A 26,506-nucleotide genomic window follows, 5' to 3' on the forward strand; every position below is an offset into this window, starting at 1 on the left:
AATTTGCAATTCCGTCTTCGTTATCATCACAACCTAATATAGTACCACTTTGTACTAATATTGGTTTAGGTGCTAAATCGATATTAAAGGTAGTAGTTTCAAAACAACCGTTAGCATTTTCAACTCTTACATAAATAATTTGTGCAATTCCTTCAAAATCTAATGGGTTTGCTATTGCATTCATACTTGTTTCTGCATCTGCTAAACTCGTATAATAAGAGAAAACAAATCCTGATTGTCCATTAGAAATAACTGATTCGTTTAATGTTAAGTCGTAATTAGCAATACCGTCAGCATTATCATCACATGCTAATATAGTATTAGCTTGAACTAGAACAGGCTTAGGCGCTAATGCTAAGTTAAAACTACTAACTTTAAAACATCCTGTTATATCATCTTCTATTCTGTAATAAATAATTGTAGGAGTTGATTGGTAAGCTGTTGAGTTAGCAATTGGGTTAACACCATCTGTAGCATCTTGCTCTGCTAAGTAGTAAGATATAGTTAATCCTGTTTGTGTTCCTAGAATTTGAACATCATTATCTGTTAAGTCAAATATAGCAAATCCAGTATTATCAGTATCACAACCAAGTATATCTGGAAGATTTTCTGGAGTAATAGGAGTTGGAAAGAATTCGACTATGATATTATCGATCACAAAACAAGATGCACTAGCGTTTAAAACAATTTCAACTTGGTACGTATTGCTCTCGGTAACAGTTAAAGTTAATCCGCTTTCAGGAATACCATTAGCATCAAGAACTGGTTCTTGAATCAAGAACTCATCTATAGTAAACCAAGTAATAGTAGCATTGCTACCTACTGGTACTCCAACATCTAAAATAATTTCATCACCTTCACAGTTCGCATTTCCATTAGCTACAAGAATGTCTTCTCCTAAATCTACTTCACCAATATCAAAACTACCTGCATTTAAGAATACTGCAGAATCGAAAGCAGTATCGCCATCATCAGCAATTACTAGTTTAATATGGTATGTTCTATTAGGTACTACTGTTGACATAGCTGCTAATGGAAAAGTTCTACCTATAAAGTTAGTTGGACTTGATATTTCTGGTAAGCCTCCAGGCCCATAAAAAGCATCAAACAATTCTGGATTTTCAGATGTACAGTTACCGTTAAAGGCCATATCTCTAATAGTAAATACAGAAACAGGAGTTGTTGTGCCTGGAATAAGAGCAATATTAGTTGTTACACCAGTAACTGTATCTGTTAGTAAGAATGCAAAAGCATCTGAGAATCCACATTGGAAATTACCATATTCTTCTGCTGCAAAAATAAATTCGAAAGACATATCTTGAATAAATGGTACAAAGTCAAACTCTATAATGGATGCATTATTTGTTGGACCTTCATTTATTACTGCTTCTAAATCAGCATCTCCTAGCCATCCAGAAGCACCACCATCACTAAGAGTCGTTCCCTCAGGTCCTGGAGCATTTTCAGCATTTCCTGTGGTCATTATTATTCCACTTTCAAAAGGGAATCCAGATCCATTTGCTTCAAAATAACCTATACCATTATCTGAACCAAAATTTGTTCCAGTAGATGATGTTACGTTAGATATAGTTGAACATGGAGAATTTACCAAGACGTCTTCAACCAATTGCTCTACTGTAAACTGAGTACTACTAACTGTAATAGGTGGAGGTATTGAAATAACACATAAATCAAAAGTAGTTGTTTCTGCATTGGTATTATTAGAAAATATTCTAATATAATATGTGTTTCCAATTGTAAGACCATTTGCTACACTATTATCATCAGTACTACAAGTTATATTTGTTAAAGTGTTACAATCTGGACCTTCATAAAGTCCATGAGACAAGAAAGTTGTCGTTCCAAGAATATTGGTTAAATTAATAGCATGATCTGTAGATACTGCTACAAAAGAGAACCAAACATCATCATTAGGTGTTCCATTACATGGATTTGCTTGAGGTGATTGTGTAGCACCAAATATAGTACCACTTGTAAAAGTTGTACAATTTCCATCTGTGTTAGCTGTAAACATTGTTGCTGTACCACATTCATCATTAGCAGGTAATGTTGAAAAAATAACAGGACCTGTCCAGTCACTAAAACCATCACCTGTAGAATTACAATCTGACCTTACATAAATTTCGTAAACTGTTCCAGCTATTAACATATCTACTGTTACAGTTGTTGCCATTGTAAATGTTCCTGCAGTTGTTGGAAATCCAGTTCCTACTGGTTGTACTATATATTCCCAAGCAGTTTCTCCAGCACCTGGTAACCAGGAAATTTCTACAGATGTTTCTGTTATGTTCGCTACTGTAATCATATTAGGAAAAAAACAAGGTGGTAACTCATCGAAAGTAACATCGTCTATTGCTATATCATCAGTAAAATCCCCTGTTACAGTTTCAGAAAATATAAATCGTGCTTGTACATCGCCAGTTATGTTTAAGGTATTAATGTTTATTATTCTTAATTCCCAACCAGCAGTATTTGTATTGTATGTACCCATTAGGTTCCAAGCAGCTCCATCCCATACTTCTACATCTAATTGTGCATTGGCATTTCCTTCATTATCACTAATTTCGAAGAAAGATAAAGCAGGTTCTGCTAATCCAGAAACATCAACAAATGGTGTTAATAAAGTAGTTGGACCATCATTACCAGATGCATCTACCCAAGCAAAAAAGTCATTGGTAGCAGTAGTTCCTGTAATAGTTCCATCATCTCCAATGTGGTTATTACCAGTAACATTATCAAAATTCCAATCTTCACCACCAGACATTTCCCAACATTGTGGTATAACTCCTGCGTTCTCAAATCCTTCTGTATATGGTGCTATAAACGTAGAACATTCTGTAGAAAAAGATAATGGTCCTATCCAATCGCTAAATTCTGTACCACAATCTGCTCTTACATAAAATTCATAATCTGTAATAGGTGCTAATCCCATAGCTACATGTGGATTTGTAGTTGTAGCAATTCCTGAAGCTGTTGGTACTCCTGTTCCTGGAATTTGCACTACAATTTCCCATGCAGTCTCTGTGCCATTTGCCAACCATGAGAGTGTCGCTGTCGTTTCGTTCACACTATCTATAGCTAAAGTTGATGGATTTACACAAGTTGGTAATTCATCGAAAGTAACATCGTCTATTGCAATATCATCTACAAAATCACCCAATGGTTCTGAAAATATAAAACGTGCTTGCACATTTCCGGTAATAGTTAGTGTGCTAATGTTTATTATTTTTTCTTCCCATCCTGCTGTATTTGTATTAAAAGTACCCATTAAGTTCCAAGCTGCTCCATCCCATACCTCTACATCTAATTGTGCATTTTCACCTCCTTCATTATCACTAATTTCGAAGAAAGATAATGCTGGTGTAGTTAAACCAGAAACATCAATTAATGGTGTCAATAAAGTAGTTGGACCCTGATTACCCGATGCATCAACCCAAGCAAAAAAGCCATTGGTAAGTGTTGTTCCAGTGATGGTTCCGTTAGCTCCAATGTGACCAAAAGCTGGTGCTACATCATCAAAATTCCAATCTTCACCTCCAGACATTGTCCAACATACTGGAATAACTCCTGCGTTTTCAAAGCCTTCTGTATATGGTGCTATAAAAGTAGTACACTCTGTTGTGAAATTTATTGGTCCTATCCAAAGACTAAACTCTGTACCACAATCTGCTATTACATAAGCTTCATAATCTGTTGCTGCTGTTAATCCTGTAATTACATATGGATTAGTAGTTGTAGCCATACCTGAACCTGTTGGTATTCCTGTTCCTGGCGCTTGTACTACAACTTCCCATGCCGTTTCTGTACCATTAGCCATCCACGAAATTGTTGCTGTGGTATCAGTTGCGCTAACTAAAGCTAGATTAGATGGGTTTGGACAGTTTGGTAACTCATCGAAAGTAACATCATCTATTGCAATATCATCAGTAAAATCAACCACTACTGGTTCTGAAAATATAAATCGTGCTTGTACATCACCTGTTATAGTTAATGTACTAAGATTTATAACTCTTTCTTCCCATCCGGCCGTATTTGTATTATAAGTTCCCATTAGGTTCCAAGCAGTTCCATCCCATACTTCTACATCTAATTGAGAATTAGCATCTCCTTCATTATCACTAATCTCAAAGAAAGATAAGGATGGCGTAGTTAATCCAGAAACATCTATAAGAGGTGTTGTTAAAGTAGAAGGGCCATCATTTCCTGAGGCATCTACCCAAGCAAAAAAGCCATCGGTTAATGTGTTACCAGTAATAGTTCCGTTATCTCCAACATGTCCACCGCCTGGTGCTGCATCATCAAAATTCCAATCTTCACCACCATCCATAGTCCAACATAAAGGAATAACTCCTCCATTATCAAAACCTTCTGTATATGGTGCAACAATTGTTATACATTCTGTTGCGAAATTTAAGGGTCCAACCCAAATACTAAAATCACCACCACAATCTGCTCTTACATAAGCTTCATAATTTGTTGCTGGCGATAAAGACATAGCAATATATGGTGCGTTATCTCCAGTTGAAACTCCTGCTCCTGTAGGAGGACCTGTTCCTGCTAGTTGTAATACTACTTCCCATGCTGTTTCAGCACCACCTGCAGTCCAAGATAGGTTAGCTGTTGTAGATGTTGCTGCAATAAATGATAAAGCAATAGGCTCAGGGCAATTTACTTCAAAGACTGTTACATCATCAAAGGCTACGCCTTCATCATTTACAGAAGCATCTGATCCAAAAGCAATACGTAATATTACATTAGATTCTCCAGCCAAACCATCTAATACATGACTTGCAGTTATCCAACCATTAGATCCAGTTCCATTTCGCCCTGTCCAACCTATTGGTTGTCCTCCAGGACTTCCGTTTATAGCACCATCATTATACCAATTTACATCATCATCTAATGCACCTACGTTATCCCATGTAGTACCACCATCTATAGAAGATTGTAAGACCGTACCATCCCAACTAAACTCTGATTCCCACCAAATACTAAAAGATATGGATGGTGCAGCTAGTGTTGAAAAATCGAATACAGGACTGATAACATTTGATGATTCACCATTGTTGTAATTTCCTACTAAGTTAGTAGCCCAAGAATTAACTCCTGAGGCTGCACTATTTATAACAGTTGATGCTGGTGTTCCTAGAGCCCAAGTACCGTTAGTTGTATTGTCTGCTATCCATCCTCCATCACCTGCTTCAAAATCTTCAGAATAAGGATACGTTGTAATTTGCGCATTAGTTGATAAACTTAAACAAAGTAAAATCAACAATAAAGTAATCTTTTTCATTATTATGATTATTGTTAGTGTTATTTAAACAAAATTGAATTTTAAATATAGACTAATTTATTTTAAAAATGGTTAAGGATAGATGTAATGCATTCTTATTCGATAAAGTGAGTTAAAATTTAAAAGAATGAATAAAGCCTCAATATTATTAACACTTTAGTTACTAATTTGTATGTTTCTTTTAATTTCATTTCCATATTCATCAACAGCAGTGATGATATGTTTTCCTTCTTTAGGAATAATGGCTAAATCATGAATATCATTGGTGTTTCCAATAAATAGATCATTTAAATACCAATAGATTTTGGTTTTGGGTTTTGAGTGTGCAATTTTTAAAATTAATGAATTAATTTTTCCATCAAAATCTTTAGGTAGAAAAACAATGCTATTGTGTTTTGGATAAATAAATTGCATGTTAACTTGCTCATTAACAGAACAATCATTTCTGAAAGGAGGTAGTGGTTTGTAGAAAGGGTTTTTAGATTTATAATAATATTCCATTAATGGAGGAAGTACAAACCAGGATGTATTTGAAACAGTACTTAAATCTTCACAAGAAGAATTTACTTGATGTCTTTTTGATACATCTAAGTGTATTAGTTTGTGATATGGACATGGTTTTGTTTTAAGACCACTTTTTTGTACAAATTTTTGAACATTGTTTTGACAATATTGTCCAGATCTATAACCACTCTCTTTACAAATGCTAGTTTGTTGCATTTCATCAAACGGTTTAGCAAACCAATCACTATTTGGAAGCAAATCGAAAACATCAAATAGAATAGGAGCAGCGGCTTGAACACCAACTAAACCAGGTCGTCCTTCTCCATCTGCATTGCCAACCCAAACACCAACAACGTAATCTTTTGTAGTGCCAATTGCCCAAGCATCACGAAAACCAAAACTTGTTCCTGTTTTCCATGCTATTTGTTTAGAATTATCAAAAAATTCCCAATTTTCGTCTCCTTCAGGTCTATTTACTTCTTTTAAACTTTCATAAGTTAAATAAATTGAAGCAGCATCAAACAATGTTTTTTCCGTTGATTTTTTTCCAAAATCAATAGTTTTTGAAGCAAAAAAAGTAGGTTCACAAAATTCGTTCGAAAAGTACTCGCTTGAAGACTCGTTAAAATGATTTAATGTTGAAGAAAAACTCGCGTAGCTTTTACATAGATCCCATAAATTACTTTCTGCACCACCAAGAATTAAAGACAATCCGTAGTGATTGGCATTGTTTTTAATATCTTTTAATTTTAAATCTTTTAAATAATGATGAAACCTATCCAAACCAAAATCTTTAAGCATCCTTACAGCTGGAACATTTAAAGATCGAGACAAGGCGCGACTAGCAGGAACAGCGCCATCAAATTCTTGATGATAATTTTCTGGCACATAATTACCAAATTGAGTAGGAATATCTGCAACTAAAGTATTTGGGAGTAAATCGCCAGCATCTAGCATTGCAGCATAAAGAAATGGTTTTAAAATACTTCCTGTACTTCTAGGTTTGTTTATAATATCAACATCTTTTTGGTTTTTGTTAGTTGTTGGAGCGTTTCCAATGTATGTTAATACTTTTCTGGTTTTTACATCTAAAACTAGGACTGAAATATTATGAATTTCATTTTGTTTCAATAAGTTGTAATGATTGTAAACAACATTATTAACTTGTTGTTGCAGTTTGTAATCTACAGTTGTTTTAATGCGTTCACCATAATTCGATTTTACTATTTTTTGAAGCAAATGAGGTGCTATTTGTGGTAAAGGATATGGTTTTTGAGGCAAGCCTTCAGCAATTGATAAATTATAGGTTAATGAATCTATAACCTCTTTTTGAAGTAATTTTGCTAGTAATCTGTTACGCTTTTTAAGCAGTCGTTCTTGGTTTTTTCCTGGATAAATTAAGCTTGGAGCATTTGGTAAAACAGCTAACGTAGCACTTTCTGCCCAAGACAATTCATGCGGATTCCTATTAAAATAACGCCAAGAGGCTGCATCTATACCAACAACATTTCCTCCAAAAGGTGCATAGCTAGAATAGTAAGTTAAAATTTGGTCTTTACTTTCTCGTAATTCTAAACGAGTAGCAAGAATTATTTCTTTTATTTTCTCTGTATATGTCCTAGATTGTCCTTTGCGAGATAAACGAATAACTTGTTGTGTAAGTGTGCTTCCGCCACGTTTTACTTTACCAGAATTAATATTTTGTTTGAGTGCGTTAAGTATTGAAACAGGATTAAAGCCTGGATGTTTGTAGAAATATTCATCTTCAAAATTAATAATGCAAATTTTAAATTTAGCTGGAACACTATCGTTTTTTGGAAATCGCCATTGTCCATCTTTTGCAATTTGAGCGCCTAGTAGAGTATTATTAGAGCTTGTAATTACTGTTGCTGTTGGATCTTTAAATAATTGTTTTGGTAAACAGAAATAATAAGCGACTAAAAGACAAGCGATAATTATCGACTTTATTTTATTACGGTTTATATAAGCTATTATTTTCATTTTTTTATTTCCAAGAAGGCGAAGATCTATTTGTCTTATTATTATGGATTCCTGCCTTCGCAGGAATGACAAATTTTATTTATTAAACTCATATTCACGTTCTACTTTACAAATTTTAACGTTATACCATTTGTACCAATCTTTAATACCTATCTGCTGCGCTAGAATATGATCTGTTTGTTGTTTCCAACTTTGTATTGCTTCTAAACTTTCCCAATAACTAACAGTGATTCCAACTTCGTTTCTGGCAGAATCTATGTTAAGAAAACCGTCTTGGTTTTTTGCTAAGGATTCCATCAAGGCTGACATTTCATTATAACCGTAGTCTCCTTCGGTTCTTGTGGATGTAAAAATCACTGCGTAATATGGTTTAAAGTTTTTCATCTTTATGCTTTTAGCAACCCATTGGAATTACAAATTCTATTGTTTTTTCTGTAATATTATCCTCCAAATCTGTTAAAATAAATTTCAAGAAAACACGACTAGTAGTCACTCCTGCAGGATATTGATTTACATCTTTAACTTTCTCAATATATTTTGCCCAGTCTTCACCGCATTTTTGAGATACCGCTTGCTTTAATTCTTCAATATTAACAGGTATGAATTTTTGGTAATCTGCTTCAGCGTAAGACAATGTTTGAAACTTTATTTTGTTTATTTTCTTTACAGGTTTCCAATCTGAATTATAATGTTTCCATTCTATTAAATCGCAATGAGGACCTTCATTCATTATAGTTATGCTGTTTTCATAACGCTGAAGAATCTTAACATTCTTGTACTTATTGTCCTTAATTATTATGGTTTTATTTTCAGGCGAATCTCCCAAATCTACTGCAATTATTAGATTATTTTCGTAATCTAAATGGCGAACCGCATCATCATCAATAATAGATAAGTTTTTAATATGAATGTTGGCTTTTAGAAACTTAACGTTAATAATTTTTGGCATTTTGTTTTCAGATAAAAAACCATTAAAAACGTAACCTTGTAAACCTTGGGAGCCATTCATTTTTATTTTAACCCATTCTCCTGAAATTTTGTTTCCTTCATCTACCACAATCAATTTAACATCGGTTTTCTCGATTACTTCTACTGCCTCGTTATACATTAGTTTCCCTGATTTTGAAGCACCAATAGCAGGTCTTTCTCTAACAGTTAAACCACTATCTGCGTTTACATATGCATAATTTTGGCCATAGCTTAAAGTGACTAATAACAATAAAATTATAGCTAAAAAATGTTTTGTATTTTTCATAATGTTTGTGTTTTAAAAAATAATATTATGGTTAAACATTTTTGGTTTGTTACTTCTCAACCGTCACCCATTCTCCTTTAGTACGTACTAAAAACTCGTTATCGTACATAGCTTCTGCTTGAACTCCTGGTAAATAGTAGGTTCCTAAATACGATGCATTTAGCATCACGTTAAACGTATTGGTTCCATATTTCCCTTTTTTATTTAAATCGAAATAGAAGTTTACACGATCATCGCGAATGTCTGTAAATCGCGCATCGCTTCGTTTAGCAGCACTTCCAAAGGCTGTAAATCGCGTGTTTACAATTTCCCAACCTGATGGAAAAATTTGTGTTAATGCGACATCTGTAAGACGTTCGTTTTTAAGATTAGAAACTGTAACTGTAGCCACAAAATCTTGACCTTGTTTCAGGCTTTTAATATCAATAGCGTTTCCTTTTAAGTCTTTATAAACAATACTTGTACTTAAACCTCTTTGTTCCGCTAATTCTTGACCTAAAGGTAATTTTCCAGAATTTAATACACGAACGTAAACCACATTGCCTTGCTTGTTTTTAAAGCTTAAAGTATTGCTGCCATCATTTACTTTTAGTTCTCTTTGCGCAATAGCACTTTTAGAATTTACACTTTCGGTTTTACCATTGATAGTGTATTCTAAATCAAGAGATTTTCCACCATTTGCTTTAACCATTTTTGCCATAGACAATAAACTGTAAGCTGTTGTTTGTGTACTCATCCAACGGTTGCTCGATAAGTCTTTAGCTAAAGTTTTTGCTAATTCCTGCATTCTATAATCTTTGGTTAACACCATAGTTTCTAGAGCCATTGCACGATTTCTGTCTATAGACCCATAAGTATAATAGTTATATCTAGGTGCTTTAAACTCTATATTCGCTGTTTTAGAAATTGCTTTACTAGCTTCCGTTTGTCCTGCTAATGCATAAGCTGCAGCCAATCTCCATTTTGCTTCGTTAGAAATTTCACTAAACTCTTTAAGCCTGTTCATTGCGCCTAAATCTGAACTTCCTGCTAAAGCTAAAGTGTATAATCTGTAGGCTTGCGCTAAATCGCTGTTGTACGTTTTATAGCTTGGTCTCCAACTTCTGGCTGCCTCTTTTTGGTATTTTATCCAATTACTTTTGAAGGTAAGCGGAAGAACGAATCCTAGTTTTTCGGCTTCAATCATAAAGTGACCAGAATAGCTTGTTCCCCAATCATTAGCTGAAGCTTCTCCCATCCAATAACTCATACCTCCATTTGGTCTTTGGAAATTTCCGAGACGCTTGATTCCACTTTCGATATTAGACTGAATTTCTTGTTTTTTCTTCAACGGAATATCAAAAATTTCATTTAAATATAACTGCGGAAACACTCCTGAAGTCGTTTGCTCCACACAACCATGAGGATATTGTACTAAATATTGTAGCCTTCGTGAAAAATCCATTGGTGGCATAGTTGAGAATTCAACCGTTGCACTATTTGAACCTACAACACCAAAGGTTTTAAAGTCAAGACTTGCAGAAGCAGATTTTTCTAGCGTTTGATCTAATGCTTGAGACGTTATCAGATTGACATTTTCAACATCCAATTCTACTTTGTAAGTCGATTTTTCACCATTTCCAGTTGCAATAACTTCTACAGTATTTATACCGTTTGCTTTAGTAACATCCAGCTCGAAATAAGCCATTTGCTCGTCTGGTTTTGCAAATGATAATTTTTTAGATTGATCTCCAATAATTTTAATACCGTTGCTTAATTTTAATTTAATAGTAACATTTTTAATATTAGGTTCCATGGCAAAAACAGTAACAGGTAATGTTACTTTTTCACCTGGACTTAGTTTTCTTGGTAATGTTGCTAAAACCATTAAAGGCTTTTTAACTTCAACAGATTTATCTGTGCTTCCATAAGCTTCAGCAGTTGTGTTTCCTGCTACAACCATTGTTCTTACTGCACCAATATAATTTGGCATTTTTATGCTATGCGTTGTTCTTCCACCAGCTTCCAATTTAAAAGGACCTAATACTTTTACAACAGGCTTAAAACGGTTTGCTTTTTTATTTTTTCCGCCTGCAGCACTTCCATCTCCACCAATAGCAAACACTTGATCTATACTACCACTATAAGCTCCAATAACATCATCGAAAACATCCCAAGTTTTTACACCTAAAGCTTCACGAGCATAAAATGCAGACCAAGCATTTGGTGTTTTAAAACGTGTTAAATCTAACAAGCCTTCTTCCACCATTGCAATAGTATAGGTCATTGCTTTATTGTTTTTTTCAGAAACAATAACTGTAAATTCTTCTTCTGGACGTAAGACACTAGGCATTCTAATTTCAGGTTCAAGTTTGGTACTTGGGTCTTCAACTAAAATTGGAATAACACCATAGAGACGTAATGGTAAATCGTTAGCAGTCGTAGCATGCGGTTGTAATAATGAAATGTTTACAAACACATTTGGCGCCATTGCTTTTGTAATAGGAACATCTACAACTGTTTCTCCTGCTTTGGTTTTTAGCCATTTTTGCTCAATAACTTCTGTGCCATTTTCTATAGAAATTAAAGCGCGACCTTCGGTTCCAGATGGGAATGTAATTTTCGCTGTTTCACCAACGTTATAGTTTTCTTTATCTGCTGAAAACACTAGCATGTTAGCAGATTCTTTGTCACCACTTGGTTGTTTTTTCCACCAGTTTTTATAGAAATATGCTGTACGTCCAGTTGCGTGACCACTTTTAGGATCGTAAACACGAATTAAATAACGTCCACCTTCTTCTTCTGGAACATTAATATTTAAAGTTGCTTTACCTTTAGCATCAGTATTTATTTTACTACTCATAAAAGGCTTGTGATAAGAGTTTGAAGTGTATTTAGATAAATTGTCGTAAGATGAATTCCACCACCAACGCCATTCAACTTTATAAACTTTTACTTCTAATCCATTACGCTTAATTGGATTTCCTTGATCGTCTACAACAACAATATCAAAGGCTTGATTCTCGTCTGTATAAAAAGAACCGTAAGCTCTACCTTTTGGCGAACGCAATCCAACAAATGACTTATAAGGTGCATATTTTTTAGTAAAAGCATCCATTGAGAAATCGCCTCCATTTTCAAAAGCACGCACTAAAAACTGAACGTTTAGCATTCCAGGAGCATTTTGTCCTACGCTTAGTTTATTTTTAATTTCGGTAAAACCTTCTTCATTTACATTACCTTCAAAAACAGTTAATTCTTCTTGAGAAAAAGAACGTGAAGGATCTCTAAACACATATTGTTTATAGTTTTTAAAAGGTGTGTAAGCGTTGCTAAATTTTGCTTTAATTTCAGTTTTTACATTTTTGGCAGGTGCTCCATGTAGCCAATTTACATTAAGTGTACCATTTAGTGCTTCGCTTCCAGTAAGGACTTGATCTTTAAAATCTACTTTAATTTTTAAGCGGTTTGGTTTTACAGTTTCTACTTTTAAACCTTTATAAAAAGTAGCACCACCAACACTTACTTTTGCGTTCCAATTGCCTGTTTTATTTTCGGTAGAAGTTGGGACTGTAAAGGTGTAAAAATCGTTAATATTGTCACTTGTAATTTTCTTGTAAGCTAACTTACCATTAGGATCTGTAACTTCCATTTTTACAGGATGACCTTTTGGTAATTTATTAGCATTATCATCTAATATAAATGTAAGATGAAGTGAGTCTCCAGGTCTCCAAACACCGCGTTCTCCATAAATATAACCTTTTAAACTACGTTGCAAATGGTTGCCAGAAACATCGAATTTACTAAGCGATAAAGCACGACCATCTCGTAATTTTATATACGTTTTATTATTGCCTTTACTAACAATAACGAAAGAGGCATGGCTACTAGTTTCAATTTTAGCTAAACCTTGTTGGTCTGTTTTAGTGCTAGAAATTTCCTGTTGTTGGTAGTTATATAATGTTACTTTAGCAGCAACTTCAACATTAGTGTTTAATATGTTTGTTACAGCAAAGTAGTAATTGTTATTTGCTCCTTTTTTTACAATAACACCTATGTTAGAGGCTAGTAAATTCTGAGATACTTCGCGATCTTGATTGTAATAAGCATCGTGACAAGGGTTGTCGCGTTCTCTCCAATTGTAGTTGCTGCTGCGATATCTGTAAGTTACATTATCCCAATATTCTTCTTCACGTTGGTCTACGTCTTCAGTTGTGCTTTCGCTATAATTATTGTTGTAATCATCATAGTAGTAATCGTCTTCATAATACTCGTCTTCGTAGTAATCATCATTATCTTCAGAGTTTGTAATATTTTGGTTTACAGAGCAATCGTAGAAAGAGTACTCCTTTTTAAAGCTTAATTCTACTCTGTAAAGTGCTCCAGGATCTGCTTTAAATATTTTAGATAAATCTGCACTGTAGGTTTTCCATTTTCCGGTGTTTTCAATGCCATCGTTTACCAACGTGATTGTTTGTTTAGCAATGCGACGACCTACTTGTCTTATACTATTTTCGTTTCCGCCTTGTAACTCATTGTCTTGTAGAAACTGAAGTACATTGTCTTCGTATATTTTAATAACCTTTAAGTCTACCTTTTTAAGATTTACGGCTTCAAAATTGAATTTTAATTCTTGAGAATTTGGTAATATTACACCACTATTTACCAAGCGCACTTGTGGTTTAATTTCTTGGAAAGAAATAGTTTCTGAAAACGGTTTTTTAAGTTTGTAGCCTTCTGTATTTAAAATACCTTGAAAAACATCAACCTGCACGTTTCCAGTGATTTTTGAGTCTGTATAGGCTTTTAGTACATTCCCATCTACAATATATTTTGGGTTTTTTGTATTCTGAATAGTTACTAAACCATCGAAATTTTGTTGTTTTTTTATAGGGTCAGAAAAATTAATAAGTAGATATTGCTCCGGATTTTGAACCACATCTATTTTGGTAATTGTAAAGTTATTTTTACCAGGAATTGCAAAAGTGTTCTCACCAGAATTTTCTGCATCTATTGCTTTACCATTCCATTTTATTAAAATTTCACTGTCTTCAATTTTACGATTTATACTATCTATTTTAAATTCGAAAACCTTTGCAGGTAAGCGCTCTTCATTCCATTCAATTTTTAATTTTTTTCCAACTTGAGACGCTTCAACCAATTGCTTTGCTTGTTCTGTAGTAATATAGTCTGCCGATTTTACTACACCTAATAAATATTGCCACTCTTTGTTGTAAGACTGTAAATCGTTAGTAATTACATTAAAACTAGGACTAATAGTTTTAAACTGAAAGGTGTAATTTGAAAACTCAGATGGTATATCTGGATAAATCTCACCAAGCTTTACAGTAACCGAATATTCTGTGTCTGGATCTAAAGGCTCGTTTGGTGTAAAAGTTAAAGCATGTTTGTTGGCCACTTTTAAATTTCCGGAAACGTTAGGTTTAATGGAGAAGAGGCTTTCATCAATTTCATTGCCAATTTCCCAACCTTTAACCTCTTTAGCTAAGCTAATTTGTATGCTACTTGCTGTAGATATTCTTCCCGAAGTTGTATAACTAATATAATCTCTAAATTTAAAAAGGTTATCGGTTTCTGTTGTTTGCTTCTTGCAGGAAAAAGCAAGTGCGATAATAAGGAGTGTTGCGAAGAGTGATTTTAATTTCATGGTTATATATTTTCAATAAAATTAATAGTAAATGCCAAAGCTATTGTATTGATTCTAATATTCGGTTGTTACAAATTAGTATTCGTTAGGTTTTTTTAAGCATTCGTAATTAGTCTTTATATATGGCAATAATTAGTTCGCCTTTATCATTCATGCTCGCACGATACATTCCTGCAGTATTAAAATTCATTTCCATATTTCCATTTTTGTCCACAGCTATAATGCCTCCATTACCACCTAATTTTGGTACTTTTTTCTGTATAACTTCATCTGCAGCTGCTTTTAAAGTTAAGCCTTTATATTCCATCAATGCAGAAATATCGTGAGCCACTGACGCACGAATAAAAAATTCTCCCCAACCAGTTCCAGAAACTGCACACGTAGTATTATTTGCATAATTTCCAGCACCTATTATTGGTACATCTCCAACGCGACCATAACGTTTATTTGTCATGCCTCCAGTTGAGGTGCCTGCAGCTAAGTTTCCATTTTTGTCTAGAGCAACGCAACCAACAGTTCCAAATTTACTGTCTTTGATATCTGTATTGTAAAAAGCCGATGTTTTATCTGTTGTATTTTCTTGTTCTCTTTTAATAACTCGTTTTAGTGTTTTTAATCTATTTTCAGTTTTAAAATATTCTGGAGATACTATTTCTAAGTTTTGTTCTTTTGCAAAGGTTTCCGCTCCATTTCCAACCATCATAACATGTGGAGAGTTTTCCATAATTGCTCTAGCTAAATTTATTGGATTCTTTACGGTTTTTGTTCCAGCAGAAGCTCCTGCATTCAAAGTTTCACCATCCATTATTGAGGCATCGAGCTCATTAGTTTCAGCATTTGTAAAAACAGCACCTTTTCCTGCATTAAATAACGGAGAATTTTCTAATACATTAATGGTTTTTTCAACGGCATCAAGACTGCTTCCGCCTTCTTTTAAAATAGCATAACCAACACGAATGGCTTCTTCAAGTTTCGCTTTGTATTCTGCTTCTTTTTCATTTGTTATATTCTTTTTGAGAATAGTGCCTGCTCCACCATGAATAACGATAGCAAAGTCGTTTACTTTTTTAGAGTTGTTTTTTGGATTAGGATTCTTACGTGTAATATTATTAGGATTCTCGTCAGGATTTGGAACAAGTTCACCGCAATTTATTAATACTAAAAAAAGAGAGAGTAAAGTGGTTATTTTTTTCATTTTTGGTTTGGTTTTTATAAGTATGGAAGTTACTATTTTTAAGAAAGTTAAGCGCCTAAAAACTCATATTTATTAGTATATTCGCTTCAAAATTTAATAATTCGTAAAAATTTAATAGATATGAATGCAGTTTCAACTGATTTCGGAATAAAAGAAGCTTTAAAACAATTAGGAATTAAAGATATAAATGATGGAACTTCAACAGGTTCTAAGAATTTTGGAAGTGGAGAAACAATTTCTTCATATTCACCAACAGATGGTTCTTTAATTGGTAAAGTATCCACAACTACAAAAGCAGACTACGAGAAAGTAATGAGTGCAGCAACAACCGCATTTACTTCTTTTAGAACGATGCCTGCACCACAAAGAGGTGAAATTGTACGTCAGTTTGGTAATAAATTAAGAGAATTAAAAGAACCTTTAGGGAAGTTAGTTTCTTATGAAATGGGAAAATCTTTGCAAGAAGGTTATGGTGAAGTTCAAGAAATGATTGATATCTGTGATTTCGCTGTTGGTTTATCTCGTTCATTAAATGGGCAAACAATACCATCGGAAAGACCACAACACGTTATGAGAGAACAATGGCACTCACTTGGTGTTGTTGGTATTATTTCTGCATTTAATTTTCCAGTTGCAGTTTGGGCTTGGAATACAGCTTTAGCTTGGGTTTGTGGTGATGTTTGTGTTTGGAAAGCTTCAGAAAAAGCACCTATTTGTTCGGTTGCTTGTCAGAATATAATAGCAGAAGTTTTAAAGGAAAATAACTTACCAGAAGGGATTTCTTGTATTATTAATGGAGACTACAAAGTAGGCGAAATGATGACTACAGATCATAGAATTCCATTAATATCTGCAACAGGTTCTACAAGAATGGGACGTATTGTTGGAGCAACAGTTGCTGAGCGTTTTGGAAAATCTTTATTAGAATTAGGTGGAAATAATGCAATAATTATTACACCAACTGCAGATTTAAAGGTAGTAGTTCCAGGCGCAGTATTTGGTGCAGTAGGAACTTGTGGACAACGTTGTACTTCTACAAGAAGATTAATTATACACGAATCGGTTTACGATAAAGTAAGAGATGCTATTGTTGGTGCTTATGGGCAATTAACGATTGGTAATCCATTAGATGAAAAAAATCATATTGGACCATTAATCGATAAAGATTCTGTAAACACGTATTTAGCTGCTATTGAAAAAGCAAAAGCTGAAGGTGGAAACGTTTTAGTTGAAGGTGGAGTTTTAGAAGGTGAAGGTTACGAATCTGGATGCTACGTAAAACCTGCAATTATTGAAGCTGAAAATGATTTCGAAATTGTGCAGTCTGAAACATTTGCACCAGTTTTATATTTAATTAAATATTCTGGAGATGTTGAGAATGCTATAGATGCTCAAAATGGTGTTGCGCAAGGATTATCTTCTGCAATTATGACTAATGAATTAAAAGAAGCAGAAAAATTCTTATCATTCGCAGGTTCAGATTGTGGAATTGCTAACGTAAATATTGGAACATCTGGAGCCGAAATTGGAGGCGCTTTTGGTGGTGAAAAAGAAACTGGAGGAGGACGAGAGTCCGGATCTGATGCTTGGAAAGTTTACATGAGACGTCAAACAAATACAGTTAACTATTCAGACGAATTACCTTTAGCTCAAGGTATTAAGTTTGATTTATAGAAAACAATAAATTTAAGTTTAAAAGCCACATCGAAAGATTTGGCTTTTTTTAATGTGAATATTTCTTATAAACCAATTCTATGTGTTTTGTTAATCGCTATTTTTAGTAATTTCATCGATTTTTAAGAGATTGATTTTTAATTTGTTAAAAAAAATGTTAAAATTCAATGGTTTTTTAATAACTTAAGGGTCACTAACTTAAATAAAATTATAATGAGTAAAAAAACCAGTTATTTACTTTGGATTTTGCTAACCATTATTTTCGGTACCATTCTGTACTATTTTTTTTGTTGTAAGCCATGTTTGGAAGCAGCTAAAAAAGAAGCAGAAGTTGAAAATAAAGTAGTAGAGCCAGAAGTAAAAACCGCAACAAAAAATGCATTTTCAATAATTGATTCAAAAAGCAGTTTAAAATTTGATGCTAACGATAACTTTAATTTTAAAAGCTCTGCTTTTTCTATTTTAGAACCAGTTTCAGATGGATTAAAAGCTCAAATTGAAAGATTATCAATTTACCTAAAAGATAATCCTAGTAAAACTGTAAATATTACAGGACACTATACAAGCGAAGAAAAGAATACTTCTGCTTTTCCTAATCTTGGATTAGCAAGAGCAAATGCTGTGAAAAATTATTTTGTATCGCATGGTATGTCTTCAAAAATGATTAACACCTTTGATAAACTAGACACTAGTTTAGTGGCAGATGCTTCAAAGATATATTATGGACCACTATCTTATAATATTAATACAAAAGATGCTAATGATACTAGTGAAGCAGATGGTTTAAAAGCATTACGAGAGGAAATTATAGCAGATCCTTTAGTATTACATTTTGAGACTGCTTCAGCATCAATAAATTTAAATGCAGAACAACGTGTAAAGCTTGCTAAAATGGTAAAATATGTGGATAAAGCTGATAATGCTTCTATAAAAACTATTGGCCATACAGACAACACAGGAAATCGTGCAACTAACGTAAGATTAGGTTTAGATAGAGCAGAATTTGCTAAAAACTATTTAGTAAGTAATGGTGTTTCGTCAAGTAATATTATTAGTTCTTCAAAAGGACCAGACAAGCCTATTGCAGATAATAGTACAGATGAAGGACGTGCAAAAAACAGAAGAGTAGTAGTAACATTAAACTAACAATTAAATATATATATATAATTATGATTTTATTAATATCAAACATACTATGTTGGCTAATACCATTATTAGTAGGAGCAATTTGTGGAATTTTAGGTTATTTACTAGGACGTCTTTTAGGAGGTGGCAGTAATGATAATGTAAACGAAGTAGACGTTGATGTTTACAAAAACAGAATTTCTAAATTAGAAGCAGATTTAGCAGCGTGTAAAACAAGTAATAAATCTACATTTACTGGAGGAAATTCTTCTGGTGGAGCAACAGCAGTAGCAAGTTTTGCAGCTGGAACAGCTACAGGAAGTTCAGGTGGTACAACAGCATTAGCTTTTGATGCAGCAGCAGCTAAAGCTGTATTTGGGAAAAAAATAACTCAAGACGATTTAACAGTAGTTGAAGGTATAGGGCCAAAAATTAGAGAACTATTTCATAATCACGATGTAACAACTTGGGCTGGATTAGCAGCTTGCTCTGTAGATAAGTGTCAAGAAGTTTTAAAAAGTGGAGGGAAACGTTTTGAGATGCATAAACCAGGTACTTGGCCAGAACAATCTAAAATGGCTGCTTCTGGACAATGGCAAAAGTTAAAAGATTGGCAAGATACCTTAGATGGAGGAAAATAAAATTTAACCATCTCATAAAAAATAAAAAACCGTTTTTTCATAGCATGGAAAAACGGTTTTTATTATTTTATAAGTTTAGTTTCGGCAATTATAACTCCAAAATCACCTTTTAGTTCATTACAATTCTTCGAAGGCAAATAGGTTTTAGAGACAAAGCCATCTAAATATAATGCATTTTCGCATCCGCTGTTTTTAAAAAAGGTAGCAAAGTCATAAAAATTAATTTTATTTTTAGACATTGCAAAAAGCAAGTCTCCATTTGGTAATGTACCAACACCATTTCTAATGTTTAAATTTGAAGAACCTTTATTAAATTTAGAATGTAGTTTTCCATCAATCACTAACATTGGTCCAGATTGCGTTGCATAATTAATATCGTTATTTATATTAAATTTCTGCGTTGTGGTAATTAATGGAATACCATTTTTAGTTATAAGAAACACACCGTTTGGTTGTAAATAAAAATTACCAAATCCTTTTTTAATGGTATCTAATTTAGATAGTGTTTCACCTTTTTCTATATATAAACCTTGAGGCGAAAAGTCTTTTTTAAACATACCACCATTCATGGCGAATACTAATTTTTGATTATTATTATCTACTTCAGTTTTAAGATTTTTAAAGGTTTTAATAATAGAATCTTTGTTGTTTTTCCAATAGAATTTAAGCGTTTCTTTTTTAGGGTTTACTATGTAGCTTAAAATGAGTGAGTCTTCTAGAGATTGAATTAAATTTTTGGTATTACAAATAGCGACAGTATTTTCAGTTTCAGTATTTAAAACAGTTCTTTTATTGTTTTCTGTTTTACAAGACAAAATCATTAAAAATAGAATTGGTATAAATACTTTAGCTTTTAATATCATAATAATTCAATTTCTTTGGTCAAGTTTTTTCGAGCTTGAACTTCATATTTATTTCTATAAGTTTCAGTAAAATATAAAGTTTCTCTTTCTAAAAAATGAAGCAATACTTTTTTACGTCCTGGTTTGTACATAAAATCTGGATAGATTTTATATTCTTTTCTAATGTTTTGTATATACTTTTGGTATGTTTCCCAGTCTGCTCCTAAAACAGAAAGGTCTAAATCTAAAAGATAAGTATTATCTAGATTTTTGTTTAAAACTAACTCATGTTTTTTAGTTGAAACAATCAGCTTTTTAATAATTTTAATTCTGTTTTCATCAAAATTGATGGTTTTTAATCGTTTTTCTGCAAAAAGAGCACTTTTTTCTTCGTTATCTTTTTTTGAAGATTTATAAATAATATCATGATACCAAATAGAAAATTGTAAGGCTTCTAAATCTTGAATTTCAGGTTTTAAATCTTCAGCTTGAATAAGCATATTATAAATATGCGAAAGGTTATGGTAATGTCTAGTTTTGTTAGTGTAATTATTATGAATTTCAATCCAAAGTGTTTCGGCTAAAGTAGCATTACAATATTTAGAAGCTAAATTATACCATTCGGTTTTTAGCCAATCTATCATATTTCCTTTTTAACAATAGTACTACTAGCTTGAGCAGTACAAAACATTAGCACGTCTGCAATATTTACATGTTTAGGTCTTGAAATAGCAAAGTAAATAACATCAGCAATATCTTCAGGTTGTAAGGCTTTGTATCCTTTATATACATTATCTGCTAGTGTTTCACCTTTAAAACGTACTTGAGAAAATTCGGTTTCTACCAAACCTGGATTTATTGCTGCTACTTTAATACCGTAAGGATTTAAATCCATACGCATACCTTCGGTAACTGCAACAACAGCATGTTTACTTGCACAATATACATTACCTTTTGGGTACACTTCTTTTCCTGCAGACGATCCAATATTTATAATATGTCCAGATTCTCTTTCCGTCATTTGTGGAATCACAGCTTTACTAACATACAATAAGCCTTTAACGTTTATGTCTATCATGGCATCCCAATCGTCCAAACTACCTTCTTGAATAGGATCTAAGCCATGAGCATTTCCAGCGTTATTTATTAAAATATCTATTTTTTTAAAATCATCAGGTAGCGATTCTATAGCAGAAACAACCGCGTTTTTATCGCGTACATCAAAATTTAAAATATGGACTTCGGTGCGCTTTTCTAATGCTTCTTTTACCGTATTCAAACGTTCTTGACGTCTGCCACAGATAATTAATTTAATATTATGTTTAGCTAATTCGTGAGCAGTAGCTCTACCTATTCCGCTTGTTGCTCCTGTAATTAATGCTGTTCTTTTCATTGACAATTATTTTTCTGTTTTCTGTAAAATTAAAATTCCACATTTGATTTAAAACTTAAAAATACCAAACAATTTGCGATAAGTTCCTTTAAATGCTCGAATTTTTAACCAATTTTTAACATGTTTACATTAAAAAAAGTAACAATTTGCAATTGATAAATTCAGATAGTATATTCGACGTTTAAAATTTATAAAAAGATGGAAGAAACAGGTGCAATTGATATAAAATCGATTAACGAAAAAATTGAAAAGGAAAGTGCTTTTGTTGATTTATTGACATACGAAATGAACAAAGTAATTGTTGGTCAAACACACATGATCGAGCGTTTACTAATTGGTCTTTTGGGTCAAGGACATATTTTACTAGAAGGTGTTCCTGGTTTGGCAAAAACTTTAGCTATTAACACGCTTTCTAAAGCGGTAGATGGTAGTTTTAGTCGTATCCAGTTTACACCAGATTTATTACCTGCAGATGTTGTTGGAACGTTAATTTTTAATATGAAAGAAAACGATTTCACTATTAAAAAAGGACCAATTTTTGCCAACTTTGTATTGGCAGATGAGATAAACAGAGCGCCTGCAAAAGTGCAATCTGCTTTATTAGAAGCGATGCAGGAAAAGCAAGTAACTATTGGAGATGAAACCTTTATACTAGATAAACCATTTTTAGTAATGGCAACAATGAATCCAGTAGAACAAGAAGGAACTTATCCATTACCAGAAGCACAAGTAGATAGATTTATGCTAAAAACTGTGATAGACTATCCTAAAAAGGATGAAGAGCAGTTAATTATGAGAGCTAATTTAAAAGGCTCTTGGGATAAAGTAAATCCTGTGGTTTCTGTTGCACAGATTTTAAGAGCACAAGAAGTAGTGCGTGAAGTATATATGGATGATAAGATTGAGAAATACATTCTTGATATTATTTTTGCAACACGTTACCCAGAACAATATAAGTTAGAAGAGTTAAAGCCATTAATTTCTTTTGGCGCTTCGCCTCGTGGAAGTATTAATTTAGCTACAGCTGCAAAATGTTACGCATTTATAAGAAGAAGAGGCTATGTAATACCAGAAGATGTTCGTGCAGTAGTTCATGATGTGTTACGTCACAGAATTGGAATTACTTACGAAGCTGAAGCTGAAAACGTAACTAGCGAAGACATTATTAATAAGATTGTAAATGTAGTTGAGGTACCTTAAATAGTTTACTGTATTCAGTCACAGTTTGCAGTAGCTTACTTAAAACTGAATACTATAATACTTATTAACGTAACGCAGATAACTAAAAACTGCGACTGAAAACTGTTTACTGAATACATGAATACTAAAGAATTACTAAAAAAAGTACGTAAAATCGAGATCAAGACAAGACGCTTGTCTGATCATATTTTTGGAGGCGAATACCATTCGACTTTCAAAGGTCGCGGTATGACTTTTTCCGAAGTTCGCCAGTACCAATTTGGAGACGATGTTAGAAATATAGATTGGAATGTAACCGCAAGAACCAACCTACCTCATGTAAAAGTTTTTGAAGAAGAGCGTGAGCTTACTATGTTACTTATGGTAGATATTTCGGGTTCAGAATTGTTTGGTACAGACCAACAGTTTAAAAATGAAATCATAACCGAAATTTCTGCAACGCTAGCATTTTCTGCAACACAAAATAACGATAAAATAGGACTGATTTTATTTTCAGATCAAATAGAATTATATATTCCGCCTAAAAAAGGACGTTCTCATGTATTACGTATTATTCGTGAATTAATTGAATTAAAGCCGAAAAGTAAAGGTACAAATGTAGCGGAAGCCTTAAAATTCATGCGAAACGTCATGAAGAAAAAAGCCATTGTTTTTGTACTGTCAGATTTTATAGCAGACGATTATAAGCAAACACTTAAGATTGCGGCTGGAAAACATGATATTACAGGTATTCGCGTATACGATAAAAGTGAAGAAGCAATACCAAATTTAGGAATGGTACAAATGCAAGATGGAGAATCTGGAGAATTAATGATGGTTAATACAGGCTCTAAAAAAGTAAGACAGAATTACGGTAATTTTTATAATGAGAAAGTAGCTTACTATAAAGATAGCTTTGCAAAATCTGGAGCAGGAAGTATTGATTGTCGCGTAGATGAAAGCTACGTAAAAAAATTACTAGGTTACTTTAAAAGAAGATAATTAAATGTCTGGTCGAGCGCAGTCGAGACCTCAATTTTTATAAATGAAAAAAACAGAATTAAAATATAATTTTAAAAGAGACAAAATTTCAATCTTTTTGTCTCTTTTCTTTGCTCTTTTTTCTCTATTCTCATTCAGTCAAGTTAAAGCAACTATAGATTCTACTTCAATTAAAATTGGTGCACAAGTCACTTATAAAATTGAAGTCGATACAGATACAACAGCGTTGGTTATTTTTCCTGAAGGTCAAACATTTTCTCCTCTAGAAATGATTGAATCTTACACCATAGACACCACAAAAAATAACGATCGTTACAACCTAATTAAAAAATACGGATTAACGCAATTTGATTCTGGTAGATATACCATACCAAAACAAAAAATATTGATAGGTTCAAAAGAATTCTATACAGATTCTCTAAAAGTTGAAATACGAGAAATTGTTATAGACACTACAAAACAAGGATTATACGATATAAAACCAATAATTGAAGTAGATAAGAGTATTGGTGATTGGTGGAAATATCTACTACTAGTTATACTTGCAATAGGCTTAGTAGGCTTTTTATTATGGTGGTTTATTTGGAGAGTAAAACCATTAACAGAGGAAGAAGAAATAGCATTATTACCACCTTACGATCGTGCTAAGTTAGCTTTAAAGCATTTAGACGAAAGTAGCTATCTTCAAAACGAAAATCTAAAAGGATACTATTCAGATTTAACATACATTATTCGAAAATTTCTAGACGAAAAGGTTTACGATCGCGCATTAGAAAGTACTACAGATGAATTGGTTTCTAGATTAAACTTATTAAAAGATGGCAACCAAATAGAATTAAGTAAAGACGATATTAGAAATATCGAGACCATTTTAAAACGTGCCGATTTAGTAAAGTTTGCAAAAGGCACTCCAGATGTTGCTTTAGCAGCAATAGATAGAAAAACAATTGACTTAGAAATCGACCACGTTAAGGAAGCTTTACCAGAACTAACCGAAGAAGAAAAACTTTTAGACAAGCAGTATAAAGAAGATCAAGCACGTAGAAAGAAAACTAAAAAAATAATATTAACCGTTGGTATTGTCTTCTTTTTATTAATTGGAACATTAGCTGGATTGGGTTATAAATATGGTTTTAGTTATGTAAAAGACACTATTTTTGGTCACGAAAGTAAAGAGTTGTTGGAAGGCGAATGGGTAACCAGCGAATATGGTTTTCCACCAATTTCCATTGCAACACCTAAGGTTTTAAAGCGTATTGAAATTTCAGTTGGAGAAGGCCAGGAAAATCAGCCAAAATCTAGTAGTTTCTCTTATGGCACAATGCTAGATGTTTTTAATGTTACAGTAAATACATTACAGTTTCCAAAGCAAACAAAAGAGGCAGGAACTCAAGAACAAGCTAATACACCAGAGGTTGATTTAGCTCAAATTTCGGAAAAAGGTTTACAAGCTATGGAAGCCAGAGGTGCAAAAAACATTGTAGCCCTAAAAGAAAAATTTGAAACACCAAATGGAGCCGAAGGTTTAAAGTCTTATGGAACCATGAATATTCCGTCTCCTGGAAGCGATAAATTAAGAGAAGCCAAATTTGCTTTTGTATTATTTACAGCAGAAAACGTATTACAACAAGTTATGGTTATTTATCAAGAAGACGATACTTATGCAAATAAAATGGTAGAACGTATTTTAAACTCAATAGAATTAAATCCAAAAACTAAATAATGTTTGAAGGCATAGAATTTTTAAATAAAGGATTTTTCTGGTTGCTGCTATTGCTGCCAGTAGCTTTGCTATGGTATTATTTTAAAAACAAACAACAAACAGCAGCACTTAACATATCAAGTTTAAAAGGCTTTAAGGTTACCAGTTCTTGGTTGCCAAAATTAAAACATTTACTTTTTGGGTTGAGATTAGTTGCTTTAACCTTTTTAATTATAGCGTTAGCAAGACCAAGAACAGTTGATGTTTCTACTAAAACAAAGACAACTCGAGGTATAGATATTGTAATGGCAATAGATGTTTCGGCAAGTATGCTTGCTAAAGATTTAAAACCTAATAGACTGCAAGCCTTAAAAAAAGTAGCTGCAGATTTTATTAAAGGACGTCCAAACGATCGTATTGGTATTGTAGAATATGCAGGAGAGAGTTATACAAAAACACCAATTACTAGCGATAAAAGTATTGTGTTACGTTCTCTAGAAGAAATTAGATACAATAATATTATTGAAGGCGGAACTGCTATAGGAATGGGTTTAGGTATTTCTGTAAACCGTCTTAAAGAGAGTAAAGCAAAGAGTAAAGTTATTATTCTACTAACAGATGGTGTAAATAATTCTGGTTCTATGAACCCGAAAATTGCGAGTGAATTAGCTGTGGAATTTGGTATTAAAACCTACACTATTGGTTTAGGTACAAATGGGATGGCTTTATCGCCAATTGGTATAAAATCTAACGGACAGTTTAAATACGGAAGAGTTAAAGTAGAAATAGACGAAGCACTACTTAAAGAAATAGCAGAAGTTACAGGAGGAAAATATTTTAGAGCAACCAATAATAAGAAGTTAGCCGAAATATATGACGAGATTAATAAGCTTGAAAAAACAGAAATAGAAGAGTTTAAATTTTATAATTACGAAGAAAAATTTAGATGGTTTGTATGGGTAACAGGAATCTTGTTACTGTTCGAACTACTGTTAAGAATTACCATTTTTAGAAGTTTTATATAATTTTAAA

General features: G+C 33.0%; 16 protein-coding genes. 7 read left to right on the plus strand and 9 right to left on the minus strand.

The annotated features are described in order from the left end of the window. The 6 genes from Q0C58_RS06455 to Q0C58_RS06480 all read right to left on the minus strand — a co-directional run. A partial coding sequence (locus tag Q0C58_RS06455; RefSeq protein WP_290698979.1) for a choice-of-anchor L domain-containing protein occupies positions 1 to 5,314 on the minus strand: 5,314 nt, incomplete at its 3' end. Between the two features lie 156 nt (positions 5,315 to 5,470). Further along, complete coding sequence (gene pbpC, locus Q0C58_RS06460) at positions 5,471 to 7,819, minus strand: penicillin-binding protein 1C (RefSeq protein WP_290698981.1); 2,349 nt, start codon at positions 7,817 to 7,819, stop codon at positions 5,471 to 5,473. 75 nt (positions 7,820 to 7,894) lie between these two features. After that, positions 7,895 to 8,203, minus strand: coding sequence for an antibiotic biosynthesis monooxygenase (locus Q0C58_RS06465; protein WP_290698983.1), 309 nt, complete (start codon positions 8,201 to 8,203; stop codon positions 7,895 to 7,897). 10 nt (positions 8,204 to 8,213) lie between these two features. Further along, entirely contained in the window at positions 8,214 to 9,074 is an 861-nt protein-coding gene (locus Q0C58_RS06470; RefSeq protein WP_290698985.1) for an SH3 domain-containing protein, read from the minus strand. A 49-nt stretch (positions 9,075 to 9,123) separates the two neighbouring features. Continuing rightward, positions 9,124 to 14,721 (minus strand): MG2 domain-containing protein, encoded by a 5,598-nt coding sequence (locus tag Q0C58_RS06475; RefSeq protein WP_290698987.1) that lies wholly within the window; start codon positions 14,719 to 14,721, stop codon positions 9,124 to 9,126. A gap of 109 nt (positions 14,722 to 14,830) precedes the next feature. Next, positions 14,831 to 15,916: an isoaspartyl peptidase/L-asparaginase family protein gene (locus Q0C58_RS06480; protein ID WP_290698989.1), complete on the minus strand. Its 1,086-nt coding sequence runs from the start codon at positions 15,914 to 15,916 to the stop codon at positions 14,831 to 14,833. 120 nt (positions 15,917 to 16,036) lie between these two features. On the opposite strand from Q0C58_RS06480, the gene Q0C58_RS06485 reads away from it, so the two are divergent. The 3 genes from Q0C58_RS06485 to Q0C58_RS06495 all read left to right on the plus strand — a co-directional run bounded on the left by Q0C58_RS06485 (position 16,037) and on the right by Q0C58_RS06495 (position 19,356). Next, positions 16,037 to 17,590: an aldehyde dehydrogenase family protein gene (locus Q0C58_RS06485; protein ID WP_290698991.1), complete on the plus strand. Its 1,554-nt coding sequence runs from the start codon at positions 16,037 to 16,039 to the stop codon at positions 17,588 to 17,590. 213 nt (positions 17,591 to 17,803) lie between these two features. Beyond that, complete coding sequence (locus tag Q0C58_RS06490; RefSeq protein WP_290698993.1) at positions 17,804 to 18,736, plus strand: OmpA family protein; 933 nt, start codon at positions 17,804 to 17,806, stop codon at positions 18,734 to 18,736. A 23-nt stretch (positions 18,737 to 18,759) separates the two neighbouring features. Continuing rightward, on the plus strand, positions 18,760 to 19,356 hold the full coding sequence (locus Q0C58_RS06495; protein WP_290698995.1) for a hypothetical protein: 597 nt from the start codon (positions 18,760 to 18,762) through the stop codon (positions 19,354 to 19,356). A 62-nt stretch (positions 19,357 to 19,418) separates the two neighbouring features. Here Q0C58_RS06495 and Q0C58_RS06500 read toward each other — a convergent pair whose 3' ends face one another. Genes Q0C58_RS06500 through Q0C58_RS06510 form a run of 3 tightly spaced genes read right to left on the minus strand, consistent with a single transcriptional unit; the run spans position 19,419 to position 21,591 of the window. Next, on the minus strand, positions 19,419 to 20,219 hold the full coding sequence (locus Q0C58_RS06500; RefSeq protein ID WP_290698997.1) for a phosphodiester glycosidase family protein: 801 nt from the start codon (positions 20,217 to 20,219) through the stop codon (positions 19,419 to 19,421). Continuing rightward, entirely contained in the window at positions 20,216 to 20,842 is a 627-nt protein-coding gene (locus Q0C58_RS06505; RefSeq protein ID WP_290698999.1) for a hypothetical protein, read from the minus strand. The genes Q0C58_RS06500 and Q0C58_RS06505 overlap by 4 nt, the downstream gene beginning before the upstream one ends. Then, complete coding sequence (locus Q0C58_RS06510; RefSeq protein ID WP_290699001.1) at positions 20,839 to 21,591, minus strand: SDR family NAD(P)-dependent oxidoreductase; 753 nt, start codon at positions 21,589 to 21,591, stop codon at positions 20,839 to 20,841. The genes Q0C58_RS06505 and Q0C58_RS06510 overlap by 4 nt, the downstream gene beginning before the upstream one ends. A 198-nt stretch (positions 21,592 to 21,789) precedes the next feature. Between Q0C58_RS06510 and Q0C58_RS06515 the strand changes: the two genes are divergently transcribed. From Q0C58_RS06515 to Q0C58_RS06530, 4 genes are all read left to right on the plus strand, one after another. Beyond that, positions 21,790 to 22,791 carry a MoxR family ATPase gene (locus tag Q0C58_RS06515; protein ID WP_290699003.1) on the plus strand — a complete coding sequence of 334 codons (1,002 nt, stop codon included), beginning with the start codon at positions 21,790 to 21,792 and terminating at the stop codon, positions 22,789 to 22,791. A 117-nt stretch (positions 22,792 to 22,908) separates the two neighbouring features. Continuing rightward, positions 22,909 to 23,772: a DUF58 domain-containing protein gene (locus Q0C58_RS06520; protein ID WP_290699005.1), complete on the plus strand. Its 864-nt coding sequence runs from the start codon at positions 22,909 to 22,911 to the stop codon at positions 23,770 to 23,772. 43 nt (positions 23,773 to 23,815) lie between these two features. Then, positions 23,816 to 25,495, plus strand: a complete 1,680-nt coding sequence (locus tag Q0C58_RS06525; protein ID WP_290699007.1) for a hypothetical protein — start codon at positions 23,816 to 23,818, stop codon at positions 25,493 to 25,495. Beyond that, positions 25,495 to 26,499 carry a VWA domain-containing protein gene (locus Q0C58_RS06530; protein ID WP_290699009.1) on the plus strand — a complete coding sequence of 335 codons (1,005 nt, stop codon included), beginning with the start codon at positions 25,495 to 25,497 and terminating at the stop codon, positions 26,497 to 26,499. The genes Q0C58_RS06525 and Q0C58_RS06530 overlap by 1 nt, the downstream gene beginning before the upstream one ends. The last annotated feature ends 7 nt before the right edge of the window (positions 26,500 to 26,506 follow it).

Source organism: Lacinutrix sp. (assembly GCF_023299985.1).
Taxonomy (GTDB): domain Bacteria; phylum Bacteroidota; class Bacteroidia; order Flavobacteriales; family Flavobacteriaceae; genus Lacinutrix.

Excerpts from the sequence above, each read along its gene's own strand:
- pbpC (WP_290698981.1), bottom strand. The coding sequence starts at position 7,819 with ATGAAAATAATAGCTTATATAAACCGTAATAAAATAAAGTCGATAATT.
- Q0C58_RS06465 (WP_290698983.1), bottom strand. The coding sequence starts at position 8,203 with ATGAAAAACTTTAAACCATATTACGCAGTGATTTTTACATCCACAAGA.
- Q0C58_RS06470 (WP_290698985.1), bottom strand. The coding sequence starts at position 9,074 with ATGAAAAATACAAAACATTTTTTAGCTATAATTTTATTGTTATTAGTC.
- Q0C58_RS06475 (WP_290698987.1), bottom strand. The coding sequence starts at position 14,721 with ATGAAATTAAAATCACTCTTCGCAACACTCCTTATTATCGCACTTGCT.
- Q0C58_RS06480 (WP_290698989.1), bottom strand. The coding sequence starts at position 15,916 with ATGAAAAAAATAACCACTTTACTCTCTCTTTTTTTAGTATTAATAAAT.
- Q0C58_RS06485 (WP_290698991.1), top strand. The coding sequence starts at position 16,037 with ATGAATGCAGTTTCAACTGATTTCGGAATAAAAGAAGCTTTAAAACAA.
- Q0C58_RS06490 (WP_290698993.1), top strand. The coding sequence starts at position 17,804 with ATGAGTAAAAAAACCAGTTATTTACTTTGGATTTTGCTAACCATTATT.
- Q0C58_RS06495 (WP_290698995.1), top strand. The coding sequence starts at position 18,760 with ATGATTTTATTAATATCAAACATACTATGTTGGCTAATACCATTATTA.
- Q0C58_RS06500 (WP_290698997.1), bottom strand. The coding sequence starts at position 20,219 with ATGATATTAAAAGCTAAAGTATTTATACCAATTCTATTTTTAATGATT.
- Q0C58_RS06505 (WP_290698999.1), bottom strand. The coding sequence starts at position 20,842 with ATGATAGATTGGCTAAAAACCGAATGGTATAATTTAGCTTCTAAATAT.
- Q0C58_RS06510 (WP_290699001.1), bottom strand. The coding sequence starts at position 21,591 with ATGAAAAGAACAGCATTAATTACAGGAGCAACAAGCGGAATAGGTAGA.
- Q0C58_RS06515 (WP_290699003.1), top strand. The coding sequence starts at position 21,790 with ATGGAAGAAACAGGTGCAATTGATATAAAATCGATTAACGAAAAAATT.
- Q0C58_RS06520 (WP_290699005.1), top strand. The coding sequence starts at position 22,909 with ATGAATACTAAAGAATTACTAAAAAAAGTACGTAAAATCGAGATCAAG.
- Q0C58_RS06525 (WP_290699007.1), top strand. The coding sequence starts at position 23,816 with ATGAAAAAAACAGAATTAAAATATAATTTTAAAAGAGACAAAATTTCA.
- Q0C58_RS06530 (WP_290699009.1), top strand. The coding sequence starts at position 25,495 with ATGTTTGAAGGCATAGAATTTTTAAATAAAGGATTTTTCTGGTTGCTG.